The organism is Tepidimonas sp. (assembly GCF_036824975.1).
Taxonomy (GTDB): Bacteria; Pseudomonadota; Gammaproteobacteria; order Burkholderiales; family Burkholderiaceae_C; genus Tepidimonas.
In genome coordinates this window covers 10277-27784 of sequence record NZ_DAISZC010000022.1, presented here as the reverse complement: position 1 = coordinate 27784, position 17508 = coordinate 10277, and the positions used below count along the sequence as shown (strand labels likewise).

General features: G+C 68.0%; 14 protein-coding genes. 6 read left to right on the top strand and 8 right to left on the bottom strand.

The window, feature by feature from the left end:
• Positions 1 to 968 (bottom strand): MFS transporter (locus V7Z54_RS04285; protein WP_334134606.1); only part of this gene is annotated, 968 nt, incomplete at its 3' end.
• Between the two features lie 89 nt (positions 969 to 1057).
• Here V7Z54_RS04285 and V7Z54_RS04280 point away from each other — a divergent pair.
• Complete coding sequence (locus tag V7Z54_RS04280; protein WP_334134605.1) at positions 1058 to 2065, top strand: D-2-hydroxyacid dehydrogenase family protein; 1008 nt, start codon at positions 1058 to 1060, stop codon at positions 2063 to 2065.
• 17 nt (positions 2066 to 2082) lie between these two features.
• On the opposite strand, the gene V7Z54_RS04275 is transcribed toward V7Z54_RS04280, so the two are convergent.
• Entirely contained in the window at positions 2083 to 3966 is a 1884-nt protein-coding gene (locus tag V7Z54_RS04275) for a hypothetical protein (RefSeq protein ID WP_334134604.1), read from the bottom strand.
• Between the two features lie 83 nt (positions 3967 to 4049).
• Here V7Z54_RS04275 and V7Z54_RS04270 point away from each other — a divergent pair, with 83 nt between their 5' ends.
• From V7Z54_RS04270 to V7Z54_RS04250, 5 genes are all read left to right on the top strand, one after another.
• Positions 4050 to 5585, top strand: a complete 1536-nt coding sequence (locus V7Z54_RS04270; protein ID WP_334134602.1) for a 3-hydroxyacyl-CoA dehydrogenase — start codon at positions 4050 to 4052, stop codon at positions 5583 to 5585.
• 4 nt (positions 5586 to 5589) lie between these two features.
• Positions 5590 to 6369 carry an oxepin-CoA hydrolase, alternative type gene (locus V7Z54_RS04265; RefSeq protein WP_334134601.1) on the top strand — a complete coding sequence of 260 codons (780 nt, stop codon included), beginning with the start codon at positions 5590 to 5592 and terminating at the stop codon, positions 6367 to 6369.
• Positions 6370 to 6434: 65 nt separating this feature from the next.
• Positions 6435 to 7154: a Crp/Fnr family transcriptional regulator gene (locus tag V7Z54_RS04260; protein ID WP_334134610.1), complete on the top strand. Its 720-nt coding sequence runs from the start codon at positions 6435 to 6437 to the stop codon at positions 7152 to 7154.
• A gap of 49 nt (positions 7155 to 7203) precedes the next feature.
• The gene (locus V7Z54_RS04255) at positions 7204 to 8283 is read left to right on the top strand and encodes a phosphotransferase (protein ID WP_334134600.1); all 1080 of its coding nucleotides are present in this window, start codon (positions 7204 to 7206) and stop codon (positions 8281 to 8283) included.
• Between the two features lie 144 nt (positions 8284 to 8427).
• A complete protein-coding gene (locus V7Z54_RS04250) occupies positions 8428 to 9687 on the top strand; it encodes an acyl-CoA dehydrogenase family protein (protein WP_334134596.1) in 1260 nt (419 codons plus the stop codon).
• Between the two features lie 193 nt (positions 9688 to 9880).
• Here the strand turns inward: V7Z54_RS04250 and V7Z54_RS04245 are convergent, their stop codons facing one another.
• From V7Z54_RS04245 to V7Z54_RS04220, 6 genes are all read right to left on the bottom strand, one after another.
• Positions 9881 to 12298, bottom strand: a complete 2418-nt coding sequence (locus V7Z54_RS04245; protein WP_334134595.1) for a GspE/PulE family protein — start codon at positions 12296 to 12298, stop codon at positions 9881 to 9883.
• Positions 12299 to 12385: 87 nt separating this feature from the next.
• Positions 12386 to 12607, bottom strand: coding sequence for a DUF2788 domain-containing protein (locus tag V7Z54_RS04240; protein ID WP_334134593.1), 222 nt, complete (start codon positions 12605 to 12607; stop codon positions 12386 to 12388).
• An 8-nt stretch (positions 12608 to 12615) separates the two neighbouring features.
• Positions 12616 to 13416, bottom strand: coding sequence for a DUF2189 domain-containing protein (locus V7Z54_RS04235; RefSeq protein WP_334134591.1), 801 nt, complete (start codon positions 13414 to 13416; stop codon positions 12616 to 12618).
• A gap of 277 nt (positions 13417 to 13693) precedes the next feature.
• A complete protein-coding gene (locus V7Z54_RS04230; protein ID WP_334134590.1) occupies positions 13694 to 15415 on the bottom strand; it encodes an ABC transporter ATP-binding protein in 1722 nt (573 codons plus the stop codon).
• Positions 15412 to 16509: an ABC transporter permease gene (locus tag V7Z54_RS04225; RefSeq protein WP_334134588.1), complete on the bottom strand. Its 1098-nt coding sequence runs from the start codon at positions 16507 to 16509 to the stop codon at positions 15412 to 15414. The genes V7Z54_RS04230 and V7Z54_RS04225 overlap by 4 nt, the downstream gene beginning before the upstream one ends.
• Positions 16475 to 17503: a microcin C ABC transporter permease YejB gene (locus V7Z54_RS04220; protein WP_334134586.1), complete on the bottom strand. Its 1029-nt coding sequence runs from the start codon at positions 17501 to 17503 to the stop codon at positions 16475 to 16477. The genes V7Z54_RS04225 and V7Z54_RS04220 overlap by 35 nt, the downstream gene beginning before the upstream one ends.
• Positions 17504 to 17508 lie beyond the last annotated feature (5 nt).

The window sequence follows — 17508 nt, the reverse complement described above, 5'->3', positions numbered from 1 at the left end:
GCCAGCAGCGCCATCGAGCCCAGTCCACCCAGCCAGCCGCTGGCGGCCAGCAGCATCAGGGTCGCCCCTGCCGCCAGGGTTAGCGCCACCACCCGGTCCACCGCCACGAAGCGGGCGGCCACGAAGCCGCCTGCCAGCATACCCACAGCGCCGGCCAGCATGTAGGCCGTCACGGTCAGTGCCGCCGTCTCCAGCGGCACCCCATGCACCGCCTGCAGAATGGGCGTGGCGTAGGTCTGCACCACTGCCAGCGTCATCGTCGACAGCAGAAAAAAGCCAAAGCAGGCCCACACCACCGGTAGCCGCAAAAACGCCAGCTCCTGCCTGCGCGATGCTCCAGCGGGCCGCGCCACCACCTCGGTCCGCAGATGGTCCCGCTGCCACCACAGCAGCGCCCACACGGCCGCGTACACCCCGATCGCCGCCCAGTACGCCACGCGCCAGTGACTCAGCGCCGTGATGCTCACCAGGAAGACTGGCGCCAGCGCCCACCCCAGATTGCCGGTGAGGCCGTGGACACTGAAGGCGTGCCCCAGTCGGGAGGGGGAAACGCGCTGATTCAGAATCGAAAAATCCACCGGGTGGAACGGAGCATTGCCCAAGCCCGCCAGCACGGCGGCCAGCAGCAATCCCGCATACCCGTCGGCCAGCGCCGCCGCCAGCGCCGAACCCATGAACAGAGCGATGGCAGCAAACAGCACAGGCCGCGCGCCCACCCGGTCCACCAGGAAGCCGGACAGGGCCTGCCCCACACCAGACAGCAGGAAAAACAGGCTGGTCAGCAGCCCTACGTCGGAGTAGCTCAGCGCGAACTCGCGCATAAAAATCGGCAACAGCGGGGCCAGCAGCAGGTGGGAGAAGTGGGACGTGGCATGTGCCAGTCCGACCAGGCCGATGACGGTGGCGTCACGCCGCCAGGGCATGGGGCCCGCCGCTGCCGCGCCAGCCGTGGGCGAGATCGCGTTCATCCTCGCAATGGTAGGACACGTGCGGCAGCGCTGTCGCCCGCGGGCGCTGCGTGCGCGACAGTGCAGGCGTTGCGGGCACAATCGCGCGCATGAACATCGTGATCCTCGACGACTACCAGGATGCGGTGCGCAAGCTGCGGTGCGCCCACAAGCTCGATCCCTATCCCGCCAAGGTCTACACCAACACCGTCAAGGGGGTCGGCCAGCTGTCGGTGCGCCTGCGCGACGCGGATATCGTCGTGCTGATCCGCGAGCGCACGCAGATCACGCGGGCGCTGCTGGAGCGCTTGCCGCGGCTGAAGCTGATCGCGCAGACCGGCGCGGTGGGGCGGCACATCGACGTGCAGGCCTGCACCGAGCGCGGCGTCGCCGTCGCCGAGGGCGTGAGCGACCCGGTGGCGCCTGCGGAGCTTACCTGGGCGCTGATCATGGCGGCGATGCGGCGCCTGCCACACTACATCAGCAACCTCAAGCATGGTGCGTGGCAGCAGTCGGGGTTGAAAGCAGCCTCGATGCCACCCAACTTCGGCCTGGGCATGGTGCTGCGCGGACGCACGCTCGGGGTGTGGGGTTACGGGCGCATCGGACGCCTGGTGGCCGGCTACGGCCGGGCGTTCGGCATGCGGGTGGCCATCTGGGGTAGTGAGGCCAGCCGCGAGCGCGCCCGCGCCGACGGTTTCGAGGTGTACGACAGCAAAGCGGCACTGTTTGCCGACAGCGATGTACTCAGCGTGCATCTGCGCTTAGCGGACAGCACCACCGGCTGCATCACGCTGGATGATTTGCTGCAGATGAAACCGACCGCCCTCTTCGTCAACACGTCACGCGCCGAGCTGATCGCGCCTGACGCGCTGGTGGCGGCCCTCAACCGCGGCCGTCCGGGCATGGCAGCAGTCGATGTGTTCGAGTCCGAGCCCATCCTGCAGGGGCACGCGCTGCTGCGGCTGGAAAACTGCGTCTGCACCCCGCACATCGGCTTCGTCGAACTCGACAGCTACGAAAAATATTTCGGTGCCGCGTTCGACAACGTCGTCAACTACATCAAGGGCACACCCACCCACATCGTCAACCCCGGCGCACTGCAGGTCAGGCGCTGAGCCGAGCCGTCGGGTGCTCAACCGCGCTCTGGCGGAGCGGGAGGGGCCGGGGACAACCAGTCGTCCAGATGAAAGTCCAGGGCGTCGTCGCTGCGCCTGGCAGCCGGCGCGGCCGGCTCGGCCTTCGGACGCGGGGACATGTCCGCCACATCCGGCAGTTCGAAATCGAGCATCGACGGCACCCCTTGCGAGGCCGCCGCCGCCGCTGGCGCAGCCGCCGACTCCATCAGCGGCAGCAGATCGAGCAGGCCGTGCAGTGTGATCAGGTCGTCGAACGCGGCCAGCGTGCGCACCTGCAGGGGCGCCAGCGGTTCTCCGGGCTGGGACACGAGCGCCGCTTCGATGCGTGCCCGTGCGGCTTCGGTCGGCCAGTCGTGTTGCAGCGCCGTGATCAAGGCCGTATCGGCCTCCAGGCCGGCCGGATCGTCGATCGCCATCGGCATCAGACGCTGATAGTGCTGTTCGTACATCGCCTGGGCCGAACGGGGGTCGCGGTTGTGCTGCTGCGCCAGCGCCCACCAGCGCAGGTACGGCGCTTCACATGCGCGCGGATATGCCTGCACGAACGTGCGCAAGGCGGCGACCGCATCGCCGATCTGACCAAGGGACTCGAAAAAATCGACCCGGCTCCACAGATCGTGCAGCGCGGCCGGATCCAATGGCGCAACCGGCACTTCCTGGAACACCGACGCCCCGGCCTCGCTGACCTCGAGTCCGGCCATGGCCGCCGCCGAGCCCTCGGCGCGCACCTCGGCCCGCGCTGGTGCGGGTGCCGCGGTTTCAGCGGTGGCCGTGGGGCGCGGCACGCCTGCGGACGCCGGTGCCTCACCCGGCACCGGGGGGGGCGGCACGCCCACTGACTCAGGTTGCGCGGGGCGAACGGTCGCTGCCCACCACCGATTCGCCGCCAGGTGGCTTGATTGCTGGGACTGCCGGCGCCACATCCAGGCCAGAGCGGCCAGCAACAGAACCGCCACGCCTCCCAGCGCCACCGTCCAGGCCGTTCCGTTTTGCGACTCGCGCGCGGCGGTGAGCTCACGGTTGAGGCTTTCGACCGCCAGCAGCAGGCGCTGCTGCTCGGCCCGCAACGCCGCCACCTCCTGTTGCAGCGCAGCGGGGTCGGCACCGGCCGCCGACGCGGTGCCACCGGCTGCCGCCGCGTCGCCCGTCACGGCGCCCGCGCTGACCTGCGACCCAGCGCCATCGGCCATCGGCCCGCCCTGCCCCAGGTCGACAGGCTCCAGCTTCAGACGTGGCCCTGTGGGCGCAGGTGCTTCGGCTACGCGCGGCGCCACTGCCGTACCCGCGTCCTGCTGCCCGGCCACTGGTCTGGTTCGGACCACGGGCACCTTCGACGCCAGCCGCGCCACCCCGGGGGGACGGGGCGCCGTCACCAGCGAACGAATGGGTGTTTCGGGCGCTGGCGAAACGGAGGGTGCGCTCACCCGCGGCACCACCGGCGCCAAAGGCTCCGCCATAGGCGCTACAGCCGCTTCCACGCGCGCTGGCGCGGCCGTCGGCGGCGGGGTTGGAGCCGCTGGCTCGACGTCGGCCAGCAGGGTGTACGAGCGTGCAAAGCGCGCAGGACAGCCCACGCGCAGCTGCACGGTCACGAACGGCTCGTCGACGGGCTTGTCGGCACGGACACGCAGGCGGCCCGTCTCACCACTGCCTTCCACGCTGACCTGGACGTCCGATGGCGCGAGTACCGTTTCTCCGTAGTGCACCTGCGCCTGAACGCACAGCGCCTGCGCATCGCTGCCCGGGACGGTGCGGCTTTGCACCACAATATCGAGCGGCCGCCCGATGATGACCGCGCCCTGAATGCTTCCCAGCAACTGGGCGTGTCCATCCAGGGCGGACACGAGCAGCAGGGTGGCCAGCGCGGTTCGGGGATGCATGCATTTTCCTGGACAGAGTCGGAGCGTGACTCGACGTCGTGGGCCGATTCTGTCACATTCGATCCCCAATCCCGGAACTCAACATGGCTGAATCCTGCGCAGTACTGTCTTTTCGCAACATCGGCATCGTCGGCACCGGCGCGATGGGACGCGGCATTGCGCAAATCGCTGCCCAGGCCGGTGCCAACGTGTACCTGATGGACGTCAATCCGGACGCGGTGGAGGTGGCCCGCCAGTCCCTGACACAGACTTGGCAGCGGCTCGTCGACAAGGGGCGCCTGGGCGCCGCCGAGGCTGCTGACTGTGCCGCGCGGTTGCGTCCGGCGGCCGATCTGCAGCAGCTGCAGGACTGCGATCTGGTCATCGAAGCCATCGTCGAGCGGCTCGACGCCAAGCAAGCGTTGTTCGCGCAACTGGAGGACATCGTCGCCCCCGGGGCTGTGCTGGCCACCAACACCTCCTCGCTGTCGGTCACGGCCATCGGCAGCCGGCTGCGTGCACCGCAGCGTCTGGCAGGGTTTCACTTTTTCAACCCGGTGCCGCTGATGAAGGTGGTGGAGGTGGTCAGTGGCCTGAGGACTGACCCTGCCGTGACCGAGCGGTTGTGCGCGTTTGCGCGCCAGATGGGCCACACGCCCGTGCGGGCGCAGGACACGCCCGGCTTTATCGTCAACCACGCCGGTCGCGGTTATATCACCGAAGCGCTGCGCATCGCTGGCGAGCGCGTGGCCGACTTCGCCACCATCGACCGTATCCTCAAGGATCAGGGGGGCTTTCGTCTCGGGCCGTTCGAGCTGCTGGACCTGACCGCGCTGGATGTGTCGCAGCCGGTGATGGAATCGATCTACCACCAGTACTACGAAGAGCCGCGCTTTCGCCCCAGTGTGATTGCCGCGCAGCGGCTGGCGGGGGGTGTGCTGGGTCGCAAGGTTGGCGAGGGGTTTTATCGCTATGTGGACGGTGTGGCGCAGGTGCCGGCCGAACCGCCCGTGCCGGCCGTGGCCGAGCTGCCCCCAGTGTGGATCCCTGCACGCGCGGCGCGCCGCGCCGAACTGCTGCAACTGCTCAAGGACCTGGGCGCGACCATCGAAACCGGTGCCCAGCCGTCGCAGCGGGCACTGATCGTCGCGGCTCCGCTGGGCCACGACGTGACCACCGTGGCGGCGGTGCAGCAGCTGGAGCCGGGTCGTACCGTCGGCATCGACATGCTGCTGCCGGATGGCGCCGTCAAGCGCCGCGTGCTGGCCACCAACCCGGCCACCCGCAGTGACATGCGCGCCGCCGCGCACGCGCTGTTCGCGCGCGATGGTAAAGCGGTCAGCGTCATCCGCGACAGCGGTGGTTTCGTCACCCAGCGGGTGCTGGCCACCATCGTCAATATCGCAGCGGACATCTGCCAGCAGGGCATCTGCACCCCTGCCGATCTGGACACCGCCGTGACACTGGGACTGGGCTACCCGGCCGGCCCGCTGGCCATGGGCGACCGCATCGGTGCCGCGAACGTGCTGGAGGTACTGTTCAACCTGCAGACCGTCTATGGCGACATGCGCTACCGCCCTTCGCCCTGGCTGCGCCGTCGCGGCGCGCTGGGCCTGAGTCTGCTGCACGCCGAGGACTGACGCGATGACCGCCACACTCAAGACCCGCAGCCACGGCGCCACGCTGGTGCTGACCATCCACAACCCCGAACATCGCAACGCACTGGGGCCCGAGATTTACGTCGCCGGCATCGAAGCGCTGATCGCCGCCGAGCGCAACGCCGACGTGCGCTCGGTCGTCATCACCGGCGAAGGCGGCACCTTTTGTGCCGGGGGCCATCTGCAGCGGCTGTTGGCCAACCGGCAGCAGCCGCCGCAGGTGCAGGCCGCCAGCATCGAGGCGCTGCATAGCTGGATCGAGGCGGTGCGCAGTTTTCCGAAGCCGGTGGTGGCCGCGGTCGAGGGAGCCTGCGCAGGAGCGGGCTTTTCGCTCGCGCTGGCGTGCGATTTGCTGGTGGCCGCGCGCGACGCCGTGTTCGTGATGGCGTACGTGAATGTGGCGCTGTCGCCCGATGGCGGTGCCTCGTGGGCCTTGCTGCGTCAGCTGCCGCGTGCCACTGCGCTGCAGCTGTTGATGCTGGGCGAGCGGATGGGCGCCGAGCGGCTGCACCAACTTGGTCTGGTGACGGCTGTGGCCGCCCCCGGCGAGGCGCTGGCCGAGGCGCTGGCCCTGTGCGAACGGCTCAACGCCAAGGCGCCCAACGCGCTGGCCAGCATCAAGGCGCTGGCCAACGACGCGCCGGAACATAGTCTGAGCCGCCAGCTGCGCGAGGAGCGCGACCACTTCGTGCGCAACTTGCACCACCCCAACGCTGGTGAAGGCATCCGCGCCTTTCTGGACAAACGGCCCCCGAACTACCGTTGAGGCGATCCGCCCGATGTCACCGAGGAGACCCCACGATGTCCCTGCAGTCGCTCACACGACAGCCCCTGGATGAACCGATCCTGACAATGGAGGAGCGCCAGGCTATCAACCAAGGCCGCTGGTTTTCCAGCCTGTCCCCCTCCCTGCGTCACGACATTTTGCGATGTGCCTACGTCAAACGTTACAGCGACGGCGAGCTGATCGCCGCTCGCGGCGACCCGCCCACGGTCTGGAGCGCGGTGGCCAAGGGCGCGGTGCGCGTCAGCTCGACCTCGATCACGGGCAAGCAGATCACGCTGACGTACGTCGAGCCGGGCGTGTGGTTTGGCGACGTGGCGATGTTCGATGGCGATGCACGCACGCACGACGCCTACGCCCATGGCGCCACCACGCTGCTGTGCGTGGCGCGCAGCGATTTCCAGCGCATCCTGGAGCAGCATGTCGAGCTGTACGAGGCGCTGCTGCGGCTACACGCACGCCGCATCCGCACGCTGTTTGGCTTGGTGGAGGACCTCAACACCCTACCGCTGCGTGCGCGTCTGGCCAAGCAACTGCTGCACCTGAGCCGTTCGTATGGCCTGCCCTGCTTGGCCAACGGCAGCGAGATCCGCATCGGATTGCATCTGGCCCAGGAAGAACTCGCCCAGCTGCTGGGCGCGTCGCGTCAACGCGTCAATCAAGAGCTCAAGTCGATGGAGCGCGAGGGTGCCATCCGCATCGAGCCCGGAGGCCTGGTGGTGCGCGACCGCGCCCAGCTGCTGCGCATCGTCGAATCCGAACCCTGACCCGTGGCGGCTGGGCCGACCGCGGGGTCAATCCGTCCCTGCTGCGGCCATGACCGACACCCCCCCCACCGCCACCCCCCTGCCCGCGCACACCCTGGATGCGGACGCGCTGCAGCGCTGGCTGCAGGCACACGTCAGCGGTTTTCGCGGGCCGCTGTCCATCGAGAAATTCCCGGGCGGGCAGTCCAACCCGACATACCGCCTGCGCACCCCCAAGCGCACCTATGTGATGCGGACCAAGCCCGGGCCGGTGGCCAAACTGCTGCCGTCGGCGCACGCCATCGAGCGCGAGTTCCGCGTCATGCAGGCGCTGGCACACAGTGCCGTACCGGTGCCGCGCATGGGTGTGCTGTGCGAGGATGAATCGGTCATCGGCCGCGCGTTTTACGTGATGGAGCACATCGAGGGCCGAGTGCTGTGGGACCCCGCGCTGCCCGGCATGACGCCTGCCGACCGCCGCGCCCACTATCTGGAGATGAACCGCGTGCTCGCCACGCTGCACCGGGTGGACGTCCAAGCCGTGGGACTGGCCGACTACGGCAAACCGGGCAACTACTTCGAGCGCCAGATCGCCCGCTGGAGTAAGCAGTACGTCGCCTCCATCACCGAGCCTATTCCCGAGATGGAGGCGCTGATGGCGTGGCTGCCCGAACATCTGCCGGCGCTGGCTCAAGACGAGCAACTCGTCAGCATCGTGCATGGCGACTACCGGCTCGACAACCTGATGTTTCATCCGCAGCAGCCACGCATCGTGGCGGTGCTGGACTGGGAACTGTCCACCCTCGGCCATCCGCTGGCCGATTTCAGCTACCACTGCATGTCCTGGCACATCCAGCCCGGCGCCTTTCGGGGCATCGGTGGCCTGGACTGGGTGGCCCTGGGCATTCCTTCCGAGGACGAATATATCGAACGCTACTGCGAGAGCACTGGTTTTACCAGCCCGCAGGCGCTGCGGCGCGACTGGCCGTTCTTCCTCGCCTACAACGCCTTCCGCCTGGCGGCCATTCTGCAGGGGATCGCCAAGCGGGTGGAGTTGGGTATTGCCTCCAGCGCCCAGGCCCGGCAGAGCGCCGCCGGGGCGCGGCCGCTGGCCCAACTGGCCTGGCGTTTTGCGCAGCGCTATGGCTGACCCGTGACGATCAAGCCGCCCGCATACCGTGACCCGATGCACAGGTCCGTACGCTGATGGAGGATGGCACGCCCCCCAGCTCGGTCACCTCCGCTTCCCGTTTTTCTCAAAACCTCTGTCCTTACCCATGCCAGGAGCCCCGCCATGGACTTTGCCTACAGCCCCCGCGTGCAAGCGCTGCGCGAACGCCTGACGGCGTTCATGGACGAGTACATCTACCCCAACGAAGAACGCTATGAGGAGGAAGTGGCGGCCAACCGCGCCGCTGGCAACCCGTGGCTGCCCGCGCGCGTGATCGAAGAGCTCAAGCCGAAGGCGCGTGCCGCCGGGCTGTGGAACCTGTTTCTGCCCAATTCCCCCCGCGCCCCCGAGGGGCTGAGCAATCTGGAGTACGCACCCCTGTGCGAAATCATGGGACGGGTGCCGTGGGCCGCCGAGGTCTTCAACTGCTCCGCGCCCGACACCGGCAACATGGAGACGCTGGAGCGCTACGCCAGCGAGGCCCTCAAGGACCGTTGGCTGGAGCCGCTGCTGCGCGGGGAGATTCGCTCCGCGTTCCTGATGACCGAACCGGAGGTGGCCTCGTCGGATGCCACCAACATCCAGTGCCGCATCGAGCGCGACGGTGATCACTACGTCATCAACGGACGCAAGTGGTGGTCATCGGGCGCCGGCGATCCGCGCTGCGCGGTCTACATCGTCATGGGCAAGACCAACCCGGAGGCGCCGCGCCACGCTCAGCAGTCGATGGTCGTGGTGCCCGCCGACACCCCGGGCATCCGCGTGGTGCGCGCGCTGTCGGTATTCGGCTACGACGATGCGCCCCACGGTCACATGGAAGTGGTGCTGGAGAACGTGCGCGTGCCGCTGGATCACGTGCTGCTGGGGGAAGGCCGCGGCTTCGAGATCGCACAGGGGCGCCTGGGGCCGGGTCGCATCCACCACTGCATGCGCTCCATCGGTGCGGCCGAGCGGGCACTGGAGCTGATGTGCCAGCGCTTGAGCCAGCGCATCGCCTTTGGCAAGCCGATCGCGGCCCAGACCGTCTGGCACGAGCGCATCGCCGAGGCACGCTGCCTGATCGAGCAGGCGCGGCTGCTGGTGCTCAAGGCGGCCTACATGATGGATACGGTGGGCAACAAAGCCGCCAAGGCCGAAATCGCCATGATCAAGGTGGTGGCGCCCAACGTGGCTTGCCAAGTCATCGACTGGGCCATTCAGGCCTGGGGTGGGGCCGGGGTGTCGCAGGTGACGCCGCTGGCACGCAGCTACGCGCACCAGCGCACGCTGCGGCTGGCCGATGGCCCCGACGAGGTGCACCGCAACGCCATCGCCAAGTTGGAACTGGCCAAGTACGCCGCCACTCGCACCGAGGTGGAGATGCCGATGACGCGCGGTTGCTGACGGCGCGGACCAGACGTGCCGCCCGCGCCGCCGCCCTGGCGGCGCACGCGCCTGGGCACAGGTCTGGCACCGCTGACGCGTCCGCGACCATGCATCGCGTCATGGGCCGCGCCGAACATCCTGCTGATAGACACCACCGCCTTGGACACGAACGCCGCGTCATGCGCGGCGCAGTAGGCGAGCCTGCGTCCGGCTAGATGTTGCTGGCGGCGCGCACCTCGGCCAGCGAGGTCAGTCCCGCCAGCACTTTTTCGATCCCGTCCTGACGCAGGGCACGCATGCCATCTCGGATGGCCTGCGCCATCAGGTCGGCCGGCGAGGCACTGCTTTGGACCAGCTGCCGCATCGCGGGTGTCGTCACCAGCAGCTCATGCAGCGCCAGTCGCCCTCGATAGCCGGTCTGCCCACATTCGGAGCAGCCCGGGGCGTGGCCCAGCCGCAATTCACCATCACGGCTGAAACGAGCCCGCCATTCGCGCTCCAACGCAGCCTCATCGCGCAAGGGATGGTCGGGCGGCAGCTGCGCTTGGTAGTCGCGCATCAGCTCGCCCAAACGCTCAGGCGACACGGGGTCATAGCGTACACACGCCGGGCATAGCCGCCGCACCAGGCGCTGCGCCAGAATGGCCTGCAGCGAGTCGGCAAACGAAAACGGATCCACCCCCAGGTCGCGCAAACGCAGAATCGTTTCCGCCGCCGAGTTGGTGTGTAGCGTTGACATGACGAAGTGTCCCGTCAGCGACGCTTCCACCGCCATTTCGGCCGTCTCCGCATCCCGGATCTCGCCCACCATGATGACGTCGGGGTCGGCACGCAACAGCGCCCGCAGCGCGTTGGCAAAGGTCCAGCCGATCTTCGGGTTGACCTGAATCTGGCGCAGGCCCCGCTGCGTGATCTCGACTGGATCTTCGGCCGTCCAGACCTTGCGGTTCGGGGTGTTGAGGCGCCGCAAAGCGGCGTGCAGGGTCGTGGTTTTGCCCGAACCGGTGGGCCCAACGCACAGCAGCAACCCATAAGGTCGCGTCAGGACGCGCTCGATTTCGGTCAGATTGCGCGGACTGAGATGCAATCCCTCCAGCGGCAATGCCTCCGATGCGTTGAGGATGCGCATCACGACGTCTTCCAGTCCGTTGGCGGTGGGAATGGTGGCCACGCGCAGCTCGATCGGCAGCCCCCCGAAGCGGCGGAAGTGAATCTTGCCGTCCTGCGGCTTGCGCCGCTCGGAAATGTCGAGGTCGCACATCACCTTGATGCGCGCCACCAGCGCGTTGCGGTAATTGGAGGGCAGCTCCAGATAGGGGCGCAGCTCGCCGTCGACGCGGAAGCGGATCACCACCTTCTCTCGCCCGGGGTACGGTTCGATGTGGATGTCCGACGCGCGCTGGTGAAAGGCCTCGATGATCATCGAGTTGACCAGCTTGACCAGCGTATTGTCGGACTGCTCGATCGGCCGCTCGTCCGCACCGTCGACCCCGTTGTCGCTCGCCAGCTCGGCCACCAGCTGCCACGCTTCGACGTTGCGCTCGGGCGCCATCGGATTCGAGGTGGTGTTCGGCCCCGGCGGCGCGTCGTCAGTCAGGCCGACAGAGCGGTAGGCCTCGGTGATGCGCCCCTGGATGGCGGCGGCCACGCCCACCACCGGAATCACCTTGCGCTGCGCGGTGAATTCGAGTTCGTCGATGGCCTTGAACTGCAGCGGGTCGGGCATCGCCACCACCAGCGCCGATCCCTGTAAGGTTACCGGCAGCACCTGCAGGCGTGCCGCCAACGGCGCTGGCACCAGCCGCAGCGCCGCCATGTCGAGCGGGTACTTGCGCACGTCCAGGAACGGGTAGCCCATCTTGCGCGCCAACGCCACCTGCAGGTCGGAAGGCTGGATCAGCCCCATCTTCACCAGCATCTGGCCCAGGGGTTGATTGGGCTCGCGCTTCTGACGCTCCAGCGCCTCGCGCAGCTGCGCTGCGCTGACTTTACCCAATCCGATCAGCGCTTCACCGATCGGCACCGGCTTCAGGCGCGCCTGCCGCTCCAGCGCTTCGCGCAACTGCTCTGGCGTCTCCACCATGGCTGGGGCACTGGGCTCGGGGAGAGGCTCGGCCGCGGTGTCCGCGTCGAGCAGCGTCTGCCCGAAGCCGCTGTCCGCCAGCGCCTGCCCGTCCGCGCGCCGGAACTCCAGCCCCGCGATTCCCTGGCGCGGCAAAAAGACACGCTCGGGATCGTCACCGCTGACGACACGCGGAAAAATCCACACCCCGTGCGGCTGCCGGCGGCAGTCGTGGCACAACCCGGCATACACCGCCCCATCGCGCAGCCGCACGGCGAACGGCCGCAAGGACTCATCCGCGTAGCCAGACGGCAGGAACGGCAGCGGTGTGCCCGGCTTGGGCGGAATGCGCAAGCGCTTGATCTGCGCAAATCGCAGCGAAACAGGGCGGGACTGTCCGGCTGGCACCAGCTTGAGCATGCCCAGCTGCGGCTGGAAATCGACGAGATGGCCGTCGACGACCCGACCGTTCCACCCTTCGACGGCGGCTGCAAGCACCGGTTCACCGACGACGTAGGTTTCGTCGGCGTCGCGATGCGGGATGATAAAAGTCGGGTGTGACGTCATCGGCGTTTGTCGATTGCGTCGGGGTCGAGCAGTGGGATGGGGATGCCCGCACGCGGGCGCGGCTGCGTCGTTCCCCCACCCGCAAGGCTACATACCCAACACCCACTGAATGATATTTTTGGCAATGAAACCCAGCATCCCCAAGGATAGCACCAGAAACAGCACGAAGGTGCCGAATTTGCCGGCCTTGGACTCGCGCGCCAGGTTCAGCACGATAAACAGCATATACAGGATAAAGGCCCCCACGCCGAAGGTGAGACCGAACTGCGCGATCTGCGCTTCGGTCAAGCCGAACAACGTTCCATCCATCGGCAGCCTCACCCCCGCACCGGCCGAATGAGACCGGCGCGCTCGAAGTCGCGGTAGGCATGCCAGCTGGCGTAGGCCAGCAGCGGCACGGTGAGGATCAGCCCGACCATCACCAGCGCCATGCCCACCGCCACCAGCACCACGATGCACAGGGCCCACAGGCCCATGACGAGCGGCTGGCTGCCGACTGCGCGCCAGCTCTCGCCCACGGCGACCCACAGCGGGGTGCGCGTATCCACCAGCATCGGCAGCGTCATCACGCTGGAGGCAAACACCGGTGCGGCCAGCAAAGCGCCCAGCAGCAACCAGACCTCGAACAGGCCGAGGTGGGGGTCGAGCACGATGTGACGCACGAAATCGGCCGGCGCGCGGATCGGCACCGGTGAGGCCAGCGTGATCAGCGCGGCCGAGGTCAGAACCCAGCCGGTGCCGGCCAGCGCCAGCAATGCCCCAAAGGCCATCAGGCGCCGGTCACCCGACGTCCACAGCTGCGCCACTTCCGCGCAGCACACCTTCTCACCGCGCTCCAAATACCAGCTAACCGCGTACAGGCCGCTGGCCAGCACGGGGGCGATGATCAGAAATCCGGTGAAGGCGCCGGCCAGCAGCCAGAACTGGTCGCGCACGCCCAACCACAAAATCAGACCGAACAGGGCCATGAGGCCGCCATGCAGCAGGCCGGGCAGCGGATTGATCCGGTAGTCGCGCCAGCCCAGGCGCAGCCAACGCAGCGGGGCAGACCAGCTCAGGGGCGACGCCGGCTGCGGGGCGTCGCCAACCGGTTCCGCAATCGGGGGGGGAGCGCTCATGGTGATGCAGGTGAGAGCAATGCACTCAACAGGATCGTTCGCCTGGCCGGTGACGTCGGCCCAAACCGAATTGGAACATAACCGGCGGGTCATTGGCGACCAACAGTCGGGCACAACCGGGGTACGGTGAATCGGCGCGTGGGGCCGCTGGCCCATCCTGCGCCGCCAGCGGGCCACGATGCAGTGACTCGGCGCGTGCCGCACCGGCGTGCCGGCTTGATGGCGATGGGCCGTGGCTGGCCCCGGCAGCCGTGCAGCCATTCCGGTCGTGACCGCGTCAGACGCCGGTCCCTGCTGCACCCCCCAGGCCCGAGGCGGCCAGCAGCTGCCGCGTGTAGGCATGTGTGGGGTGCTCCAGCACCTGCCGCGCCGGCCCCGACTCCACCACCTCGCCCGAGCGCAGCACCAACACCTCGTGTGCCATCGCCCACACCACATCGACATCGTGCGTGATGAGCAGGTAGGCCAATCCGCGCTCGCGCTGCAGCCGCACCAGCAGCTCGACCACCTGCCGCTGCACCGTGACGTCGAGCGCGCTGGTGGGCTCATCCAGCACCAGCAGGCGTGGTTGCACGATCAGCGCGCGGGCAATGGCGATGCGCTGCCGCTGTCCCCCCGAGAAAGCGTGCGGATAGCGCTGCAGCCACGCGTGGACTTCGTCGGCGGGCCAGGACGGATCGATCAGGCCTACGTCGCGCAGCGCCGCCACCACCCGCTGGCGCCGCTGCTGGCGCGACAGGTCGGGTTCGTGCACGCGCAGGCCCTCTTCCACGATCTGCTCCAGCGTCAACCGTGGCGACAGCGACGAATACGGATCCTGAAACACCACCTGCACCGCGCGTCGCAGTGAGCGATCAGCCGCGCCCCCCCGCCACGGCCGCCCCATCACACGCAACATACCGTGCGCTGGCAGCAGTCCTAGCGCCGCCAGCGCCAGGGTCGATTTGCCCGAACCGGACTCGCCCACCACGCCCAGCGTGCGTCCAGGCTCCAGCCGCGCCGCGACCTGCCGCAACGCCGTAAACGTCTGACGGCGAAACCAACCCCGCCAGCCCGGCCGCGACACGGGGTAGTCCACGCTGACCCCCTCGGCCAGCAGCACCGCTGGCGGCAACGGGACATCGTCGCCGCGACTGCCAGCGAGCGGCGACGCGCCCACCGTCAGCGCGCCCGGCGCACCGCCTGCCACGCAGTCGCCGTCCGGCTCCAGCAGCCGGGACAGACGGCTGGCCAGCAGACGCCGGGTGTAGGGATGCTGCGGTGCGGTAAACACCGTTTGCACGGCGCCGCTTTCCACCACCTGGCCATGTTCCATCACGACCACGCGGTCGGCAAAGCGCTGCACCAGCGGCAGGTCGTGGGTGATGAGCAGCACCGCCAGTCCCAGCTCGCGCTGCAGCGTGCCCAGCAGTGCCAAAATCTGTAGGCGCAGCGACGCATCTAACGCGGTGGTGGGCTCATCGGCCACCAGCAAGCGCGGCTGCAGCGCCAGGGCCATGGCGATCATGGCGCGCTGGCGCTGACCGCCGCTGAGCTGGTGCGGGTACTGGCGCGCACGTTGCTGTGCCTTGTCGATGCCGACCCGCTCAAGCCAGTGCTCGGCCTGCGCCCACGCTTGCCGGGCCGGCAGGCCGCGCTTGGCGCGCAACGCCTCGGCGATCTGCTCCCCCACCGGATAGAGCGGGTCCAGCGCCGTCATCGGCTCCTGGAAGACGTAGCCGACGGCGTCGCCCCGCAGCGCGCGCAGGGCGCGGTCGCTCAGCGTCGTGAGCTCCTGCCGGTCAAAGCACACGCTGCCGCTGACCTGGGCGTCGGGCAGCAGACGCAGCAGACTCAGCGCCGAGACGGTTTTGCCCGACCCCGACTCCCCCACCAGGGCGACCTTCTCGCCCGGTGCCACGTCGAATGCCACATCGCGCACCACCTCGCGCGCGCCCAAGCGCACGCACAGTCCGCGCACGCTCAGCAAAGGGGACGATGCCACGGACGCCGTGCTCATCCGTCGGCCCGCCGCGGATCCAGGGCATCGCGCAGCGCATCACCCATGAAGGTCAACAACACCAGGGTCAGCACCAGCACGCCGAAGGTAGAAAGCGAAATCCACCAGGCGTCGATGTTGGCCTTGCCCTGCGCCAACAATTCACCCAGGCTGGGGGTGCCCGGCGGCACCCCAAGGCCCAAAAAGTCCAGCGACGTCAGCGCCAAAATGGCCGCACTCATGCGAAACGGCAAAAACGTCACCACCGGCGTGAGGCTATTGGGCAGAATGTGCCGCCAAATAATGGCCCCGTGTCCCAGCCCCAGCGCACGTGCCGCCCGCACGTAGTCGAGCTGGCGGTTGCGCAAAAATTCCGCCCGCACATAATCGGCCAGCCCCATCCAGCCAAACAGGCTGAGCAGCACCAGCAGCAGCGCCACGCTGGGGGCGAACACGGCACTGAAGATGATCAGCAGATACAACTCGGGCATCGCGCTCCAGATCTCGATGAGGCGCTGCATCGTCAGGTCGACCCGCCCGCCAAAGTAGCCCTGCACGGCGCCGGCCAGCACCCCCAGCACCACGCCGATGGCCGTCAGCGCCAGCGCAAACAGCACGCTGACCCGAAAGCCGTAGAGCAGCTGTGCCACCATATCGCGCCCACGGTCGTCAGTACCCAGCCAGTTGTCGCGACTGGGCGGGGACGGCAGCGGTGCGCGGTCGTAGTAGTTCAGCGTCTGCAGGCCGTAGGGGTTGGGCGGATACAGCGCCCAGTTGCCGGGCTCGGCCAGGCGCGCGCGCACGAACGGGTCCAGATAGTCGGTGGGGGTTTCGAAGTCACCACCGAAGGTGGTCTCGGGGTAGTCGTTCCACAGCGGCCAGTACCACTGGCCCTGATAGCGCACCACCAGCGGACGGTCGTTGGAGATCAGCTCGGCCATCAGGCTGACCCCGGTCAGCGCCACGAATAGCACCAAGCTCCAGAATCCCAGCCGGTTGCGCGCAAAGCGCCGCCATGCCCGGCGCGCCGGGCTGGGGCTGACAAGGGCCGACGCGAAGGCCGGGCCCGCCTCCTGAAGCTCAGTCGAACTTGACACGGGGGTCCACCCAGACATAGCACAGGTCGCTCACCAGCTTGGTCAGCAGGCCGATCAGCGTAAACAGGTACAGCGTCCCCATCACCACCGGATAGTCGCGCCGGATCACGCTCTCGTAGCTCAGCAGCCCCAGGCCATCCAGAGAGAACAGCGTCTCGATCAGCAGGCTGCCGGTGAAGAACGCGCCGATGAAGGCCGCGGGAAAACCGGTAACGATCGGGATGAGCGCGTTGCGCAGCACGTGCTTCCACAACACTTGGCGTTCGCTGAGCCCCTTGGCGCGCGCCACCAGCACGTACTGCTTGCGAATCTCCTCCAGCATCGCATTCTTGGTCAGCATCGTGGTGACGGCAAAGCTGCCCAGCACCATCGACAGCACCGGCAGCGTGATGTGCCACAGGTAGTCAACGATGCGCGCGCCCCACGACAGCTCGGCCCAGTGGTCGCTGACCAGACCGCGCAAGGGAAACCACTGCAGCTGCCCACCGAAAATAACGAGCAGCGCCACCCCAAGCACAAACCCGGGGATGGCGTACGCCACCAACACCAGCAGTGACGTCAGCAAATCGAAGCGCGAGCCCGCGCGCACCGCTTTGGCGATACCCAGCGGCACCGCCACCCCGTAGCTGATGAAAAACGTCCACAGCCCAAGACTCATCGACACCGGCAGCTTTTCCCAGATGAGCTGCGCCACCGGCTTGTTCTGAAAAAAGCTCTGCCCGAGGTCGAAGCGCGCAAATTGCACCAGCATCTGCCAGAAGCGCTCGTGCGCCGGTTTGTCAAAGCCGTACAGCGCCTTGATCTGCTGCAGCCGCTGCGCGTCCACCCCCTGCGCGCCGCGGTACGCCAGGCCGCCGCCCTCAGCACCGCTGCCCAACCCGGCACGCGCTTCGGCCAGATACTGGTCCACCGGCCCGCCGGGCACGAACTGCACCACGACGAAGGTCAGCAGCAGCACCCCAAACAGGGTCGGGATCATCAGCAGCAGGCGTTTGACGACATAGGCCCACACGGTCA

What these genes read in the sequence shown, in the direction of transcription:
- V7Z54_RS04280 (WP_334134605.1), top strand. Translation starts at nt 1,058, where the DNA reads ATGAACATCGTGATCCTCGACGACTACCAGGATGCGGTGCGCAAGCTG.
- V7Z54_RS04275 (WP_334134604.1), bottom strand. Translation starts at nt 3,966, where the DNA reads ATGCATCCCCGAACCGCGCTGGCCACCCTGCTGCTCGTGTCCGCCCTG.
- V7Z54_RS04270 (WP_334134602.1), top strand. Translation starts at nt 4,050, where the DNA reads ATGGCTGAATCCTGCGCAGTACTGTCTTTTCGCAACATCGGCATCGTC.
- V7Z54_RS04265 (WP_334134601.1), top strand. Translation starts at nt 5,590, where the DNA reads ATGACCGCCACACTCAAGACCCGCAGCCACGGCGCCACGCTGGTGCTG.
- V7Z54_RS04255 (WP_334134600.1), top strand. Translation starts at nt 7,204, where the DNA reads ATGACCGACACCCCCCCCACCGCCACCCCCCTGCCCGCGCACACCCTG.
- V7Z54_RS04250 (WP_334134596.1), top strand. Translation starts at nt 8,428, where the DNA reads ATGGACTTTGCCTACAGCCCCCGCGTGCAAGCGCTGCGCGAACGCCTG.
- V7Z54_RS04245 (WP_334134595.1), bottom strand. Translation starts at nt 12,298, where the DNA reads ATGACGTCACACCCGACTTTTATCATCCCGCATCGCGACGCCGACGAA.
- V7Z54_RS04240 (WP_334134593.1), bottom strand. Translation starts at nt 12,607, where the DNA reads ATGGATGGAACGTTGTTCGGCTTGACCGAAGCGCAGATCGCGCAGTTC.
- V7Z54_RS04235 (WP_334134591.1), bottom strand. Translation starts at nt 13,416, where the DNA reads ATGAGCGCTCCCCCCCCGATTGCGGAACCGGTTGGCGACGCCCCGCAG.
- V7Z54_RS04230 (WP_334134590.1), bottom strand. Translation starts at nt 15,415, where the DNA reads ATGAGCACGGCGTCCGTGGCATCGTCCCCTTTGCTGAGCGTGCGCGGA.
- V7Z54_RS04225 (WP_334134588.1), bottom strand. Translation starts at nt 16,509, where the DNA reads ATGTCTGGGTGGACCCCCGTGTCAAGTTCGACTGAGCTTCAGGAGGCG.